The following is a 16,584-nucleotide window of genomic DNA, read 5'->3' as shown; positions in this document are numbered from 1 at the left end:
TCACAAAGGTACAAAAACCATCCTACTTTTTGCTGATGAAAATCAGGATCTTTCCAAAATTTCTTCCGCCGCTTCCCTACCCGAAGCCAGAGCTCCCTGCAAGGAGGGAAACTGCAAATAATCTCCGGCTAATACAATGCCATTAGCTGCCTTTTTGATAGAATCATACGCATCCACCGCCTGCAATGAATGGGGTAAATCAAATTCTTCTAGGAAGCGTAATTCCACTCCAAACAAATGCTTTTCGAGCGCTAATTTAACCTCCTCTTTACTACTATTGCGTAGAGATGTGGCAGAATACAAAGCTATCCCATCCGGAGCTAGTCCCGGATTAACATCTGTCAAACAAGTGAAATGAAGTAGATTTTCGTCACTTATAAGCCTTAATAAAGGAGGCTGAGGCGCTGATTTGTTCGAATAAAAATAAAAAGTTTTGGAGGCTAAAGTGGCTGGGACATCTAAACCTAAAAGTTTCGCAGCCACCGGTAAATCCACAGCTAAAATCACCGCCTCACCCTCAATTTTTTCTCCCGAAATTAAGGTGACGCTCTTCGCATCTAGCATCGTAATTTCCTGATGAAGTCGAATGGATTCTGCCGGTAGATTAGATGCTAATTGAGCGGGAATCGCCTGCATTCCATTTGCGGGAATAGCCGCATTCCCATACAAAAACTGGCGTAAATAATAGAAGAAAAGGGACGCAGGTTGTGCGAGTGATTCTTGCAAGAAAACGCCTTGAAAAAAGGGGATTAGAAATTCGTTTTTGAAGCGATCGGAAAAAGAATAAGATTCAATCAACTCTTGCGTGCTTTGTTTTTTGCCATCTAAAGCTGGGACATTCCCCTGAAGCTTCAACCAAATTTTTATAAGGGAAATAATATCTTTAAAGCGTAAAATATCCGAAGAGAATAAGTCAAAAGGGCGACGTAATGGATTATAGAAAACCTGATCTTTCACCATAGCCCCTGATTCGAAATAGGATAATTGCAAAGCAGAAAGATCTAGCGAACGTTGAACTTCCGTGTAAGAGGTTTGAAGTACTTGAAATCCTCGGTCTAAAATAAATCCATCTTTTGGTATCGATGAAACTCGGCCACCTGGAGCGCCTCCTTTTTCGAACAAAATGAAGTCTCTACCGCTTTGATGTAAAATATTTGCCGCTTGTAAACCTGCAATTCCACCGCCAACTACCAAGATAGGTTTCATAGATAAATTATATTTTTATAAACTCTGCAAAATTAAAATTGTTTAACATTCTTTTTATTAAATTGCAGTATATTAATACAAAATTGCTGAATGGATTACCTAATTAAGGAAGAAGGAGAATACCAATACATAGATGAAGGTCAAGGGGAAACTCTTTTATTGCTTCACGGTTTATTTGGCGCATTGAACAACTGGGAGGGAGTGATTAATCACTTTAAGCAGCATTACAGAGTCATTATACCTTTGATGCCTATTCACGAAATGCCTATTAAAGAGGCGGGATGTGAAGGTTTAACAGAGTTTATCGAAGGCTTCGTAGATTATAAGGCATTAGACAAATTCACTGTCATTGGAAATTCTTTAGGCGGTCACGTTGCCTTGATTTATACCTTACGTCATCCAGAAAAGATTCAGCGTTTGATTTTAACGGGCTCATCGGGCTTATTTGAGAACTCTATGGGCGGTTCCTATCCTAAGAGAGGAAATTACGAATACATTAAAGAACGGGTTGAATACACGTTTTATGACCCGAAAACGGCAAGTAAAGAATTAGTGGATGAGGTATTTGAAATCACGAATAGCATCCCGAAGGTCATGCGTATTATAGCGATTGCAAAATCGGCTCAGCGTAATAACATGGCTAAAGAAATTGTTCACATCAAGGCTCCTACCCTATTAATTTGGGGCTTAAACGATACCATTACCCCACCAGAAGTGGGACACGAATTCAATCAATTAATCCCCGGTTCTACCTTGCGATTCATTGATAAATGCTGCCACGCTCCTATGATGGAAAGGCCGGTAGAATTCAACGAAATAGTAACCGAGTGGTTAAACCATAACCCGATTTAATATGTTAATTCTATCACACCTAAACTATGATTTACCGGTGTTACGAATGCATGATTCAGTGGCGAAAGCCTTGAAAACGCTTCGTATCCAGGAGATTAATGCCTTAGCGGTGGTAGAAAACAAACACTTTATTGGCCTCGTTTCAGAGGAAGTTTTAGCTCAAGCCTTATCTCCAGAACAATTATTATCAGATTTAAAAGGGCACTTTTCGAATTTTCGAATGGAAGAAGAGGAGGATGTCTTAGCTAGTTTACCTTGGTTTGATGCCCCTCACGTAGATGTTATTGCTGTTACTAATACGGAACAGATTTTTAGAGGTTATTTGACCAAATCTGCAGTAGGAAATATCCTTTTGAATTCCGGATTAGAAAATAAAAACGGCGGAATTATCCGCATTCCTTTTCAAGCATCGCGCGATACTTTAAGTACGATCATTCGAATCATTGAAGAAGAAAACGGCTTCGTAGTTCGCACCTTTTTTCAAGAACCGAATCTGGTTATCCAAGTCCAAACAGAAACGTTTGGCAAGATCATATCGAATCTAGAAAGACACGGCATTTTTATTGAAAAAGCTTTTGTTTTTGGAGAACAATTAGAGGTAGACCAGGATCGTTTTGATCATTTAATGCGCTTTATCGACCTATAATGAGTGTACTATTAGCTATTCACGGGAAATCATTTACGGCAGAAACTAAGCCGTTAATGGAAAAAATGTGGGCTGATATTTGTGCCAAAAATTGCCAACCCATCCTCTCCGATTTTTTCAAAAATCACCTCGTAGAACATGGATTCTCTGTAGAGGATGTCCCAAGCTATTCGGCAGAAAAAGGACTCGAAAAAGTAGATATGGCCTGGAGTATTGGTGGTGACGGAACACTCTTAGAGACCTTAACGCAAATAGGGCCTAAAGAAATCCCCATTCTAGGTATTAACACGGGACGATTGGGCTTTTTAGCCACTTTATCTCCCCCTGAAATTAGTGCCGCTTTAGATACTGTTTTGCAAGGAAATTACCGGATTGAAAATAGAAGTCTTGTTTCAGTCGAATCAGCCATTGATTTTTTCGATGGAAAAGGATTTGGCTTAAATGAAGTGGGAATAATGAAGACTGACACCTCATCGATGATTACCATTAAGGCATACGTGGACGGGAATTATTTAAACTCCTATTGGGCAGATGGCTTAATCGTTTCGACGGCTACCGGATCTACTGGTTATTCCCTTTCAGTGGGCGGCCCATTAGTTATTCCGAGTTCCGATATATTTATTATTTCTCCGATGAGCCCGCATAACTTAAATGTGCGCCCTCTACTAGTTTCCAGCTCTGCTATATTAACTTTTGAAGTAAGTTCAAGAAGTAAAAACTTCCTCATTTCGCTAGATTCGCGTTCGAAAGTGGTCGACAGCCACCATAAAATCACCGTTCAAAAAGCGCCATTCTCCGCAAAACTGATAAAGATTCCAGGGGATGATTTTTTGCAGACCTTGAGGAGTAAGTTGAATTGGGGGCTAGATGTTCGTAATTGATTTTACTCATTTAATTGATTTAATTCATTCAAAAACGTGCTGCGCAATGTTTTTCGAATGAATTAAATCAATTACTCTTATAGCGCTTTAGAGTTGGTTTAAATTTCTAATTCACAAAATTATTGCGCAGCACAATTTTAGAATTAGAAAACTAAAGCAACATTTCACAAAGCCTGCCCCGCAGGGGCAACCAACTTTATTCTTTGTGCTTTTTGCTCTATGCTTTAAAGAAGTCTTTTCAGCTCATTAAGCTTCAGCAACGCCTCAATCGGCGACAACGAATTCACATCTAACTCGCTTAATTGTTCTTCGATTTTCTTTAAGCCCTCTGGAATTTCTGCACCAAAAAGACTCATTTGGTAATTCGCCTTAGGCATCTCTTTTAGCTTATCGATATTTTCCTCTAGCACGTGATCCTTCTCTAAGTTTTGAAGAATTTCATGCGCACGCAATACTAAGGAGGTAGGCATTCCGGCTAATTGAGCAACGTGAATACCAAAACTATGGGCGCTTCCACCGGGTAATAATTTACGCAGGAAGATGATTTTATTACCCACCTCTTTCACAGAGACATGGAAGTTTTGGATGCGCGGGAAGTCCTGCGTTAATTCATTTAATTCGTGGTAGTGGGTGGCAAACAAGGTTTTGGCCTTATAAAAAGGGTGATTATGCAAGTGTTCTGCAATCGCCCAAGCCATGGAAACGCCGTCATAAGTAGACGTTCCACGACCGATTTCATCCAATAAAACCAAGGAACGAGATGATAAATTATTCAAAATCGCCGCCGTTTCCGTCATCTCCACCATGAAGGTCGACTCCCCTTTAGAGAGGTTATCCGAGGCACCTACCCGCGTGAAAACTTTGTCCACTAAACCTAAATTAGCCGAATCAGCGGGCACATAAGAACCCATCTGAGCGAGCAAAACAATGAGAGCGGTTTGGCGCAATAAGGCAGATTTTCCGGCCATATTGGGGCCCGTAATCATCATGATTTGCTGCGTTTGATCATCTAAATAAACGTCATTAGGCACGTAATTTTCACCTGCTGACAATTGTTTTTCAATGACTGGATGGCGCCCTCCTTTGATATCGATTACCTCCGTTTCATTTAATGCAGGTCGAACATAGTTGTTTTTCTTCGCTACAGAGGCAAAAGAAAGAAGCACATCTAAGGTAGCAATTCCGAGGGCATTTCGCTGAATTTGAGCTAAATAGGCCAAAGCCTCTTGAACCAAATCTTGGAAAATGCCGAATTCGATGACGGAGATTTTGTCCTCCGCACTCAGAATTTTCTCTTCATAAACCTTTAATTCTTCTGTTATATAACGTTCCGCATTGACTAAGGTTTGCTTGCGAATCCATTCCGGCGGTACCCGATCTTTATGCGAATTAGTCACCTCTAAATAATAGCCAAATACGCGGTTATAGGACACCTTCAACGAAGTGATTCCGGTACGCTCAATTTCGCGTTTTTGGAGATCCGCTAAATAGCCTTTTCCCGAAGTCGAAAGCCCATGTAATTCATCTAATTCAGCCAAAAAGCCTGATTTTATCATCCCTCCCTGGTGCATTAGCACCGGTGGATCTTCCCGCAAAGCCGTGTCAATTTTATACACTAATTCGTCACACGAATCCAGACTGGTTGCAAGTCCAGAAAGACTAGCATATTTCGAGGAAGCAAGACGTGTTTTAATCTCCGGAATTTGCTGCAGGGCATTCTTCAACGCATTTAATTCACGTGGATTAATGCGACCGGCGGCAACTTTAGAAATCATCCGCTCCACATCCCCTATCGGTTTCAATAAGTTAGAAACCTGATCCAATAAAGTGTCTGAATCAAGTAAACCGGCCACTCCTTCCTGACGCTGAACGATAGCTTGCAGGTCTTTTAGAGGCAACACGAGCCATTTTCGAAGCAAACGCCCACCCATCGCGGTTAGGGTCTGATCGATTAATGCAATTAATGGTACGCCCCCTTCTTGCGTGGGATGAATCAACTCGAGATTCCGAATCGTAAATCGATCTAGCCACACATATTTATCTTCTTCTATTCGCTGAATAGAAGAAATATGGCCGATGGAACGGTGCTCCGTTTCGGCTAAATAATGTAGAATAACTCCAGCGGATATGATGCCGAGCGGACTATTTTCGATCCCGAAACCCTTCAGGTTTTGGGTCTTAAAATGTTGTGTTAAAAGCGGATAAGTAAATTCATGGGTAAAAATCCACTCTTCCATAGTAAAGCTATGGAATTGCTCCCCGAACGCGTCGATAAACGCATTCCTATGTTTTTTAGGGTACAGAATTTCGGCTGGCAGAAAGCTTTGGACTAACTTCTGAATATAGGCCAAAGGTCCCTGAGAGCACATAAATTCCCCCGTGGAAATATCCAACAGGGCAATTCCATAGGTCGCCGATTTTTCCTCTATTGAGATCGCCGCCACATAATTATTGCGCTTATTATCTAAAACTTGGTCATTGAAGGACACGCCAGGAGTCACTAATTCCGTCACCCCGCGCTTCACAATTCCCTTCACCGTCGCAGGGTCCTCTAATTGATCACAAATCGCGACACGTTCACCTGCGCGGACTAATTTAGGCAAATACGTATCCAAGGAATGGTGCGGGAAACCGGCTAATTCAGCATCGGCGTTGCCATTATTTCGGCGAGTCAAAACAATACCTAGAATTTTCGAGGCTTTTATCGCGTCTTGGCCAAAAGTCTCATAAAAATCCCCTACCCGAAACAACAAAATTGCTCCAGGGTATTTCGCCTTGATTTGATTAAACTGCCTTGATAGAGGGGTTTCCCCTTTTTTCAATGGCTCCTCTCCGTTTTCTGCTTTCCGTGCCAAATATTTTTATTCTATTAATGACAAAAATAAACCAAATTTTCTATTTTTGATTTCTCTAAACTAGATTAAGAAAATGATTAACAATTCTATTTACATTAAATCTCAACAAGAAGTATTCGATGTCGTGATTGTGGGTTCCGGTGCGGGTGGCGGTATGGCTGCTCACACATTAGCGAAAGCCGGAGCAAAGGTGTGCGTTCTGGAGGCAGGACAGCCTTTTGACCCCGCAGATCCGAAAGATATGACCCAAATGAAATGGCCTTATGAGTCATTGCGTAGAGGGTCAAGTAGTTCGCTACGTAATTTTGGTGATTTTGATGCTGCCTATGGTGGCTGGGACATCGAAGGCGAACCCTATACTCGTAAAGAAGGAACCAAGTTCGATTGGTTCCGCTCCCGCATGGTGGGTGGACGCACGAACCACTGGGGACGTATTTCCCTTCGTTTTGGTCCAGATGATTTTAAAAGAAAAAGTATCGACGGCCTAGGCGATGACTGGCCAATCGGATATGATGATATGAAGCCTTTCTATGATAAGGTGGACAAAATGATTGGGGTTTTTGGGACAAATGAAGGACTTAGAAATAACCCAGATGGCTATTTCTTACCTCCTCCTAAGCCTCGTCTACACGAATTAATGATCAAAAAGGCGAATAAAGCCTTAGGCATCCCGACGTATCCTTCACGTATGTCGATGTTGACGAAGCCCATTAATAATGAACGTGGACAATGTTTCTATTGCGGTCAATGTAATCGGGGTTGTTCTGCTTATGCGGACTTCTCGTCCTCATCGGTTTTAATTAAACCCGCTGTAAATACCGGAAATACCACTGTTTTACCATTTGCAATGGCGCGCGAAGTAATGACCGATCCTATCACAGGTTTAGCGACTGACGTTTCTTATGTACATACAGGTACGATGATGGAATATTCTGTCAAAGGAAAAATCGTCGTTTTAGCTGCCTCTGCAGGTGAAACTGCACGTCTATTATTGAATTCGAAAAGTTCTCGTTTCCCGAACGGTATCGCTAATTCTAGCGGAGTCGTAGGAAAATATATCAATGACTCTACCGGAGCCTCTCGTTCCGCGATCATTCCGTCTTTATTTGATCGCAAGCGCTATAATGAAGATGGTGTGGGCGGCATGCACGTTTATACTCCCTGGTGGTTAGATAATGCAAAATTAGACTTCCCACGTGGATACCACATCGAATATGGTGGAGGTATGGGAATGCCAAATTATGGTTTTGGCTGGGGAATCGAAGGCCTAAATGGTCGTGAAAATTTCACTAGAGATGGTATTAAAAAGGCCGCTGGTGGATACGGAGCTACCTTGAAAGAGGATTACCGCCGTTTCTATGGCGCTTATGTTAGCTTTGCAGGACGTGGTGAACCGGTTCCTCGCGAAGACAATTATTGTGAAATCGATCCAAGCGTAGTGGACAAATTTGGTATCCCTGTTTTACGTTTTAACTATAAATGGAGTGATTACGAGGTGAAACAAGCGAAACACATGCAAGACACTTTCGAAGAAATTATTCACTCGATGGGTGGTGAGGCCTTGGGTAAAAAGCCAGGTGCTGAAAATAATTATGGTTTAGCTGATCCAGGTCGTATTATTCACGAAGTGGGAACAGCGCGTATGGGTAATGACAAAAAGACTTCCGTGCTGAACTCTAATTGCCAAGCACACGATGTGAAAAACTTATTCGTTGCAGATGCGGCTCCATTCGTTTCTCAAGGCGATAAAAATGCGACTTGGACGATCCTTGCGTTATCCCTACGCACATCAGAATACATTATCGATCAACGTAAAAAAGGCAACCTGTAAGATGAAAAGAAGAGACTATTTAAAAAATATGGGCTTAAGTTCACTGGGCTTAGCCGTTTTCAATCCCGATGAAAAAGCGATTGAGAATTTAGAATTAGGAAAAGTTCCGGTCAAAAGACCGAACGGACGTACGCAAGAAGAAGCTGAAATGGAAGCCAAGTTAAAGGCTGAAATATTCTTGAACGCGCATGAATTAGCAACCATCACCGTTTTGTCTGACATCATTATTCCAGCGGACAAGAAATCTGGAAGCGCCTCCCAATCAGGAGTAACCGCATTCATTGAGTTTATCGTGAAGGATAAGCCAGAATTAAAAACACCGATGCGCGGAGGATTACGTTGGTTAGATGTAGAATCGAACAAGCGTTTCTCGAAAAATTTCACTGAATTAACTCCTGCTCAGCGACTAAACATCGTAGATGAAATTGCTTACCCTGGTAAAACACCGAAGCATTTATCACAAGGGGAATCATTTTTCACTTTGATGCGAAATTTAACCGCAACTGGATTTTATACCTCTAAAATCGGAATTGCCGATTTAGACTACAAAGGAAACACGCCTAACCAATGGAATGGCGCTCCTGATGAAGTTTTAAAACAATATGGTTTGAGTTATGACGCCTAAGCGTGTCACTAGACCAGCCATTTTTCAATCCATTCCGGGCCTCGTGGCGGGTGTTAGCACTCGCCACGGCGGCTTAAGTGAAACTCCTTTCGCTTCTTTAAATCTAGGTATTCACACAGATGATTCTCCTGAAATCATCGAAAAAAACCTTGCCTTGTTTTGCGAAGATGTTGGTGTTTCACCATCAGATCTAGCCCGTTCTTATCAAGTGCATGGGGACAAAATTTGGGTGACGGGTCGTCCCGGATATCAATCAGGTTTCGATGCCATGATAAGTGTCGAGCCTGGGGTTTTTCCAGGTGTAAGTATAGCTGATTGCACCCCCATTTTATTGGCTGATCCAGTCACTCGCGTTTGCGCAGCCATTCACGCCGGTTGGAAAGGTACGGTAGCTGGTATCGTGGAGAAGACCGCTAAACGAATGATTGAAAACCGAGGCTCGAATCCTGCAGATATGCTAGCTTATATAGGACCTTGCATTAGTTTAGTACATTTTGAGGTGGGAGACGAAGTGGCAGCACAGTTTGCAGACGAGTTTAAAACACGTGTTAACAATAAGTGGCACGTCGATTTAAAAGAAGCTAATGCGGCGCAACTTAGATCTGTAGGAATTCGGCAAATTGAAATCGATCCCGCCTGCACCGTAGAAGACAATACAGACTATTTTTCTCACCGAAAAGAAAAGGGCATGACTGGCCGAATGCTTGCCTTAATTGGATTTCAGATTGCGTAGGAACATCTGGCGATTCAGATTCTCCTTAGGCATCAATTCGTAGGCTTTTTTATAATCTTTCCGCTTTAAATCCCCATTCTTAATCGATTTAATAAAGCTAATCCAGGCAAATGGATTAGTTAAAGCTAAGGTAGGATCACTAAAGAAATTTTTATTTACCTGAGACGAGATCATCATATCGGAAAAATTTCGAAAATTAGAGGACGCTCCCATACCCGCCTGCAAGGCAAAGATGTTTAACTTAGACTGCTCTAGATTATTTCTAGCATTATCACGTTGTCGAGCATCGCGTAATTCCATCGCTAAGAATGCTTGCTTAAATTCGTCTTCGCTTGAGTGTGGAAAAACTTTTACCTCCCGAAGCATCGTGGTCATTTCATCCATTGGAATGATAACCTGATGAACTAATTCGGTATCACGCGGCACGATATAGTACTTTTTATTGTATCCGATATACGAAATAACTAAACTATCTCCTGGAAAAACATACATATCGACTTGTCCGAAATTATCAGTTAATGCTCCTCGACCAGCCTGAGGATTAAATATATAGGCCAAAGGAAGGAATTCTGCATTGCTCGATGCTATGATACGTCCTTGAAACAAAACTGTTTTATCCTGCCCTTGCGAGTAAGCAGTTAAGGTGAGCAAGCAGAAAGCAAGCACTAAAAAAACAAGAACAGTGAATCGTTTCATCATGAAACCGAAATTACGCAAAAAATGAATCCCAAATGGTTAAAACCTGTTAAAGCTTAGTTTTTGGGAAATAATTTCAAGAAAGTGATAATAAATGGAATCGATAAAAGTAAGCCATCAAACCGATCCAAAAATCCACCGTGACCCGGTATCGTATCTGCCGAATCTTTGATCTTTATGCTACGCTTAAATAATGATTCCACTAGATCACCATAGGTTCCAGCCACCACAATAATGACACCGATAGCAAACCACTGCCAGCTTTCATAATTGGTATAATAGATCGATAAAACATAAGCCACGATCATCGTGGCGATTAAACCGCCGATACTTCCTTCCCAGGATTTCTTAGGTGAAACGCGTTCGAATAACTTCGTTTTGCCAAATTTTGTTCCCGCAAAATAGGCCCCTGAATCACTAGCCCATAATAGAAAAAGGCAGCCAAGAATGATTTGAGGATCATAGGTTTCATTTTCAAGGAAGGCTAAAACAGTAAACAAAGCGAAAGGCAATGCCACATAAATAATCCCTAAGAACGTATAGGCGATGTTTTTAAAGGGTTTTTCGTCATTCGCTTTATAGAGCTTTATGAAGAAAATTAAGGCTAATAAAGGCGAAAGGATATAGTAATTAGAATAAGCAATTTCGCCTTTTTCAATAAAAAAGGTCAATAAATGCAGCACAACTCCGCAGAATGTACCGTAAAATGTCAAGGGTAAATTATCACTAATACTACCAACTAACTTATAAAATTCGAGTTGTGCCGCTGCCCCGATCAACAAGAAAAAAACCAAAAAAGTATAATCACTAAACAGCACACAGAAAAGCAAAAACGGCACCGCTACAATAGCTGCGATCACGCGTTGTTGCAAATTAGACATCTCTCGTAAACCCATAAAACTTATTTTTCAAGCCGTAAGCTATGCAAACGACGAATGTAAAATACCACTAATGCTACAGAAATCAACACAGACCACCAGGGCGTAATTTCCCCCAATTTCTCCGGATCAACTGCGATTTGCTTCTGCTGGTACATGTAATGCATCGTCAAAGTCCAGCCATTATTAAATAAATGTGCCACGATCGGAATCCAAATATTGCGGTTCCACACATATAAATACCCGAAAAAGGCGCCTAAAAATAAACGCGGAAAGAATCCGAAAAATTGAAAATGTATAAAACTGAAAATCCCCGCAGATACCCAAATCGCCACGTGGTGATTTCCCACATAGCGTTCAAATAAAGTTTGCAATACTCCTCTAAAGAATAACTCCTCCCCTAAAGCAGCTAGACCAGCGATTACGACTAAACCAATGGCAAAGTCCGTCGGACTTTGAAAGTTGATTAAAAACTTAGTTAATTCTGCTAATTGCGTTTCTGACGCACGCATCCACTTTTCTGTCTCTTCAAATCCAGCAGGTAAAATAAGTGACTGATTCCACTGAATAATGTATTCTAAAAGTGGCATTCCCACTAAAATGGTGATAATCGACCAAAGAAATACCCGGTAATCTGGTTTTGTATTTTCCGATAGGGAATTAAAATCACGCTTTTCAGACCAGCGCAAATAGGCCCATGAACTAGCCACAAAGGTAAAAAGGGCCGAAAACCATTGCATAGCCATCATGGCACGAAAGGCTCCCTCGTAGTTTTGGGGATGGGCCATAAAATCCAAAACGGATTTCTGAAATTGATTCACATCCTGTGTAGGGAAACCTACAATTAATACGACTGATAATAGACCAATAAATTGACCTATAAATCCTCCTAAAAGAAAGAATCCGAATAAAATTAAGATCTTAGACAGCAAACCGAGGTAACGTTCGGGGCCTTGAAAATTGTTATCTACCATAATGCTTGTAAATTTACGGAATTTTTAATCAGAATGGTAAAGATAGGTAACATCGAGCTAGGCTCATTCCCATTGCTTTTAGCGCCCATGGAGGACGTTTCTGACCCGCCTTTCCGCGCGGTGTGCAAAGCGAACGGCGCTGATTTAATGTATACAGAGTTTATTTCGTCGGAAGGATTGATTCGAGATGCCGCAAAAAGTGTACAAAAACTCGATATTTTTGAATACGAAAGGCCGATTGGCATTCAACTTTTTGGCAGTTCCATCGAAACGATGGCGTCTTGCACGGAGATTGCCACTAAGGCTGGTCCGGATTTAATTGACATCAATTACGGTTGCCCTGTAAAACAAGTGGCTTGCAGAGGCGCTGGTGCGGCTTTATTGCAAGATATTCCGAAGATGGTGGCGATGACGAAGGCCGTGGTGGATGCGACGCATCTTCCGGTCACGGTGAAAACCCGTCTCGGCTGGGATGATTCAACAAAAAATATTGTAGATGTGGCGGAACGCCTGCAAGACATTGGAATTCAGGCATTGACTATACATGGCAGAACGCGTGTTCAGATGTATAAGGGTGCGGCAGACTGGGAATTAATTTCGAAAGTGAAAAATAATCCCCGCATTAAAATCCCCATTTTTGGTAATGGAGATGTCGATTCCCCTGAAAAAGCGAAAGAATACCGCGATCGATACGAAGTAGATGGAATCATGATTGGACGTGCGTCCATCGGCTATCCCTGGATTTTTAATGAAATCAAACATTATTTAGCTACAGGAGAACACCTCGCTCCTCCTACGCTTCAACAACGCTTGCAAGTGTGTTTAGATCACTTGGATTTCTCTATCCGTTGGAAAGGAAATCATGGGGGAATCGTTGAAATGAGACGGCATTATTCGAATTATTTCCGCGGAATGGATCATTTTAAACCATTTAGAACACGTTTAGTTACTACGTATGACTTTGAAGAAATCAAAAGCATTTTAACTGAAATTTCGGAACATTATGAAATGGTTCCTTTTAACGCCTAATGGACAACAAACAAAAATCCCCAGTTATATTCATCATTTTAGCCTTTACAGCGCTTTCTTTAATTTGGGGAAGCTCCTTTATTTTAGTCAAAAAAAGTTTAGTCTATTATAGTTCTCCGCAGGTAGGAGCTCTGCGTATTTTTGCGGCCTTCATTTTCTTTATTCCGGTCTTTTTAAAACAAAAACACGAAATTAAAAAAGAACATTGGAAGAGCTTTTTATTAGCGGGATTGACGGGGAATTTAATCCCTGCCATTTTATTTTCCATCGCTGGAAAGCATTTAACTTCTGCCCTATCCGGGATGTTGAATGCCTTTACGCCACTTTTTACGCTCATCGTAGGAATTCTTTTATTTAGACAAGGTTTCCAATGGCGCCAAATGATCGGCATTGTACTAGGTATCGCCGGTTGTTTCGGATTAATTGCCGGAGGGGAAGGATTTGATGTGGACTTTAATTACCATGCTCTGTGGGTGGTATTAGCCACCTTTTTATACGGTATTAATTTGCACATTGTTAAGACGAAATTATCCGGCTTGAATCCATTTACAGCTACAGCAGGTATCTTTATGGCGATTGGACCGCTCTCCTTTATTTTGTTAGCTTCCACTGGATTTTTTGCTCAACCTATTGAATGGTGGCCCTTTTTAGCGGCTTGTTCTTTGGGCGTTTTCGGTTCAGCCATCGCGATGGTTTTATTCAATCAGTTGATTAAATGGACGAATGCAATTGTGGCCAGTTCTGTTACCTATATCATCCCTATCGTGGCTGTAGGCTGGGGTGTTTTCGATGGCGAACAGGTCTATTTATCACAAATTATTGCGATGATTGTTCTGTTGATTGGGGTTTATGAAATCAATCGATCAAAGGTTTGATTTTGATTCTATTATAGGTCCGCGCTCCCCAATTCCATTCTCGTTGAAGGCTTCCATTTGGAAATAATAGGTTTTGCCTCGATCCATCGATTTGAAATAATATTCATTTGTCCCAAAAACTTGGACCGACGTATACATTTTATCGGGAGCAATACCGGAGTAAATCACATAACCCGTCGCTTTCGGGTTATGCCCCCATTTCAGCCAAGCACTTCTAGAATCATGTTCTCCGCGTAAAACAATCAAATCCTTAATTATTCCAGGCTTTTCTCCATGCCCAAACCCAAAGGCGCGAATGCCTGAAATCGCAAATTTACCCGCCGCCATGTGGTGATTTACTAACTTCAGATAACGTACTTCCACTGGCTTTTTTAATTCGATATAATCGTGCGGAACGTCCGTTTTGTTTTGGGACTTATCTATAATCAACTCCCATTTCTGACCATCCTTGCTTCCTAAGACCTGGTACTGGTGGTAAATTCCATTCATTTTGCCTAAGAAACTCGAATCGACATCTTGATCTGCATAATTTAGTTGTAAGGCCTTCAACGTGGAAACCTCTCCTAAATCCGTCTCAATCCACTCGCCCTTTTTCGAAGAGGCCGCAGACCAATAGGTTTTCATTTGCTCATCCACCGCAAAATTCGCCGAATAACCCGGCAAACTCGATGAAACACGCACCGGTTTATTAAAATTTAACAGCATCCAACCCGTGAATAATTCCGATGGTTCATCCACTTTCTTCGTCGGCATTCGATACGGATAATCTCCATAAGCCGTATTCGTGTACAAAATACCGTCCTTATCAAAATAGGTAGGCCAAAGTCCCAACCGACGCTCGAAGCTATTCTTCACCGCAATCGTGATCGTGGAAACGTGCCACCAATTACCATATTGCCCTTCAAAAGTCGCCCCGTGGCCTGCTCCCCTGGTAAATCCACCCGGCTTGAAGGAGAACGGATTATGCGCTTGATACGTAAACGGTCCCATCGGATTATCAGACGTATAAACCCCATCACCATAGGCAGAGAATTCCGTTCCAGGCGCTCCATATTGCAAATAATATTTTCCCTTGTACTTATTCATCCAAGCCCCTTCCATGAAAGGTTTCAAGAAAGTATTGTCTTGGTATTCTCCAAAACGCTCCCAGCCATGCAACTCATCATTCAATTTAATCAAGTCCTTTCGTTCCCCTATCGGCTGCAAAGTCTTGCGATCTAATTCTTGCCCATACATCGGGTAAAAATTGCTAGAACCATGGTATAAATACAGCCGATTATCGTCATCTAAAAAGAAAGCGGGGTCCCAAGCCCCAGCGGTGAAGGCGTGAACGGCTTCTTTCCACGTATCAGTTTCCGGTTTTGAGGCATACCAAAGCGTAAAATCCTTCGCATAGGTCGAACCTATCACCAGCAAACTATCACCCAGCGTCAAAGTCGCAGGTGCACACAATTCATCGTACACTTTATGATAAGGCTGCAAGAATCGACGCGATACGAAGTTCCATTTCAGCATGTCTGTGCTCCACCAATAACCCCATTGATTTGTCGAAAACAAGTAATATTTATTTTTAAAATAAGAAATAACTGGATCAGCAGTGGCTCGATGGCGACCTTGTTCCGAGAAATTAGGAATAGGGGTAAAACCGTAATCCAGATTCATCGGGTTGCAATAAGTCGACTGACCAGAAACGGACTGCGCTTTCGATGAAAAGTTAAAAGTCAAAATAAAAAGCAAAAATGCTGGAACAATTTTCATAGTTTTGGAGTCTTATAGGTGCCTTCACATCTGGCCATATCCATGAGCAAATTAAGTAAATTTCAAGGAATTTTTTGGGCGGTTTTATTAATCTCCTTGTGGAGTGCTAATTTAGCCTATTGGATTCAGGCGGATTTTAGCTGGTCTAATCCCTGGATTTATGTAGCTATTCTGGTTCAAATGCATTTATATACCGGATTATTCATCACCTCCCATGATGCGATTCACGGAGTGGTTTTTGCAGAAAATCCGCGCATCAATCATGCGATTGGGCGTTTTTGCACCCTCCTTTTTGCCTTTAATGACTATAGCACCTTACGGTCAAAACACCACCAACACCATGCCCATGTTAATACAGAAAATGACCCCGACGTATACCAAGGTCCATTTCTACTCTGGTGGTTCAAATTTATTTGGGCCTATGTAACTTGGAAACAAGTACTCGCGATGGCGATTACCTACAATATTTTGAAGTTTTGGTTTCCGATGTGGAATTTGATTTTGTTTTGGGAATTACCCGCCATTTTAAGCACGCTGCAATTATTTATTTTCGGAACGTATTTGCCGCATCGAGGAGAACACGCAAAGGATAACAAACAGCAATCGAGAAGTCAGGGAAAAAACCATATATGGGCCTTTATTTCCTGCTACTTTTTTGGCTATCATTATGAACACCATGCGCATCCCTATTTGCCTTGGTATAAATTAGCTAAAGCGAAGGACGAAAGCCTTGTCAAGACCTAGA

At 41.6% G+C, this 16,584-nt stretch carries 15 protein-coding genes; 9 read left to right on the top strand and 6 right to left on the bottom strand.

The window, feature by feature from the left end; translation table 11 throughout:
- Nucleotides 1-42: 42 nt before the first annotated feature.
- Complete coding sequence (locus ACST13_RS00475) at nucleotides 43-1,206, bottom strand: NAD(P)/FAD-dependent oxidoreductase (protein WP_459521256.1); 1,164 nt, start codon at nucleotides 1,204-1,206, stop codon at nucleotides 43-45.
- 90 nt (nucleotides 1,207-1,296) lie between these two features.
- On the opposite strand from ACST13_RS00475, the gene ACST13_RS00470 reads away from it, so the two are divergent.
- The 3 genes from ACST13_RS00470 to ACST13_RS00460 are packed head-to-tail and all read left to right on the top strand — an operon-like array spanning nucleotide 1,297 to nucleotide 3,585.
- Entirely contained in the window at nucleotides 1,297-2,058 is a 762-nt protein-coding gene (locus tag ACST13_RS00470) for an alpha/beta fold hydrolase (RefSeq protein WP_459521255.1), read from the top strand.
- Nucleotide 2,059: 1 nt separating this feature from the next.
- Entirely contained in the window at nucleotides 2,060-2,704 is a 645-nt protein-coding gene (locus tag ACST13_RS00465) for a CBS domain-containing protein (protein ID WP_459521254.1), read from the top strand.
- A complete protein-coding gene (locus ACST13_RS00460) occupies nucleotides 2,704-3,585 on the top strand; it encodes an NAD kinase (protein ID WP_459521253.1) in 882 nt (293 codons plus the stop codon). The genes ACST13_RS00465 and ACST13_RS00460 overlap by 1 nt, the downstream gene beginning before the upstream one ends.
- A gap of 224 nt (nucleotides 3,586-3,809) precedes the next feature.
- Here ACST13_RS00460 and mutS read toward each other — a convergent pair whose 3' ends face one another.
- On the bottom strand, nucleotides 3,810-6,440 hold the full coding sequence (gene mutS / locus ACST13_RS00455) for a DNA mismatch repair protein MutS (protein ID WP_459521252.1): 2,631 nt from the start codon (nucleotides 6,438-6,440) through the stop codon (nucleotides 3,810-3,812).
- A gap of 73 nt (nucleotides 6,441-6,513) precedes the next feature.
- Between mutS and ACST13_RS00450 the strand changes: the two genes are divergently transcribed.
- Genes ACST13_RS00450 through pgeF form a run of 3 tightly spaced genes read left to right on the top strand, consistent with a single transcriptional unit; the run spans nucleotide 6,514 to nucleotide 9,629 of the window.
- Nucleotides 6,514-8,271, top strand: a complete 1,758-nt coding sequence (locus ACST13_RS00450) for a GMC family oxidoreductase (RefSeq protein ID WP_459521251.1) — start codon at nucleotides 6,514-6,516, stop codon at nucleotides 8,269-8,271.
- Between the two features lies 1 nt (nucleotide 8,272).
- Complete coding sequence (locus ACST13_RS00445) at nucleotides 8,273-8,896, top strand: gluconate 2-dehydrogenase subunit 3 family protein (RefSeq protein ID WP_459521250.1); 624 nt, start codon at nucleotides 8,273-8,275, stop codon at nucleotides 8,894-8,896.
- Entirely contained in the window at nucleotides 8,886-9,629 is a 744-nt protein-coding gene (gene pgeF / locus ACST13_RS00440) for a peptidoglycan editing factor PgeF (RefSeq protein WP_459521249.1), read from the top strand. Before ACST13_RS00445 ends, pgeF begins: the two co-directional genes overlap by 11 nt.
- On the opposite strand, the gene ACST13_RS00435 is transcribed toward pgeF, so the two are convergent.
- Genes ACST13_RS00435 through ACST13_RS00425 form a run of 3 tightly spaced genes read right to left on the bottom strand, consistent with a single transcriptional unit; the run spans nucleotide 9,606 to nucleotide 12,177 of the window.
- Complete coding sequence (locus ACST13_RS00435) at nucleotides 9,606-10,328, bottom strand: peptidase associated/transthyretin-like domain-containing protein (RefSeq protein ID WP_459521248.1); 723 nt, start codon at nucleotides 10,326-10,328, stop codon at nucleotides 9,606-9,608. The two genes, pgeF and ACST13_RS00435, sit on opposite strands and share 24 nt — an antisense overlap.
- Nucleotides 10,329-10,381: 53 nt before the next feature.
- Nucleotides 10,382-11,221, bottom strand: coding sequence for a phosphatidate cytidylyltransferase (locus tag ACST13_RS00430; RefSeq protein ID WP_459521247.1), 840 nt, complete (start codon nucleotides 11,219-11,221; stop codon nucleotides 10,382-10,384).
- Between the two features lie 5 nt (nucleotides 11,222-11,226).
- Complete coding sequence (locus tag ACST13_RS00425) at nucleotides 11,227-12,177, bottom strand: CPBP family intramembrane glutamic endopeptidase (RefSeq protein ID WP_459521246.1); 951 nt, start codon at nucleotides 12,175-12,177, stop codon at nucleotides 11,227-11,229.
- 33 nt (nucleotides 12,178-12,210) lie between these two features.
- Between ACST13_RS00425 and dusB the strand changes: the two genes are divergently transcribed.
- Both dusB and ACST13_RS00415 read left to right on the top strand, forming a co-directional pair.
- Complete coding sequence (gene dusB, locus ACST13_RS00420; protein WP_459521245.1) at nucleotides 12,211-13,206, top strand: tRNA dihydrouridine synthase DusB; 996 nt, start codon at nucleotides 12,211-12,213, stop codon at nucleotides 13,204-13,206.
- Entirely contained in the window at nucleotides 13,206-14,081 is an 876-nt protein-coding gene (locus ACST13_RS00415) for a DMT family transporter (RefSeq protein ID WP_459521244.1), read from the top strand. Before dusB ends, ACST13_RS00415 begins: the two co-directional genes overlap by 1 nt.
- Here ACST13_RS00415 and ACST13_RS00410 read toward each other — a convergent pair.
- The gene (locus ACST13_RS00410) at nucleotides 14,070-15,839 is read right to left on the bottom strand and encodes a family 43 glycosylhydrolase (RefSeq protein WP_459521243.1); all 1,770 of its coding nucleotides are present in this window, start codon (nucleotides 15,837-15,839) and stop codon (nucleotides 14,070-14,072) included. The two genes, ACST13_RS00415 and ACST13_RS00410, sit on opposite strands and share 12 nt — an antisense overlap.
- A gap of 42 nt (nucleotides 15,840-15,881) precedes the next feature.
- Between ACST13_RS00410 and ACST13_RS00405 the strand changes: the two genes are divergently transcribed.
- Complete coding sequence (locus tag ACST13_RS00405; RefSeq protein ID WP_459521242.1) at nucleotides 15,882-16,583, top strand: fatty acid desaturase; 702 nt, start codon at nucleotides 15,882-15,884, stop codon at nucleotides 16,581-16,583.
- Nucleotide 16,584: the final 1 nt, after the last annotated feature.

The sequence above is a fragment of the Aquirufa sp. A-Brett2-W8 genome (genome assembly GCF_054558755.1).
This window is presented reverse-complemented; position numbering and strand designations above follow the sequence as displayed.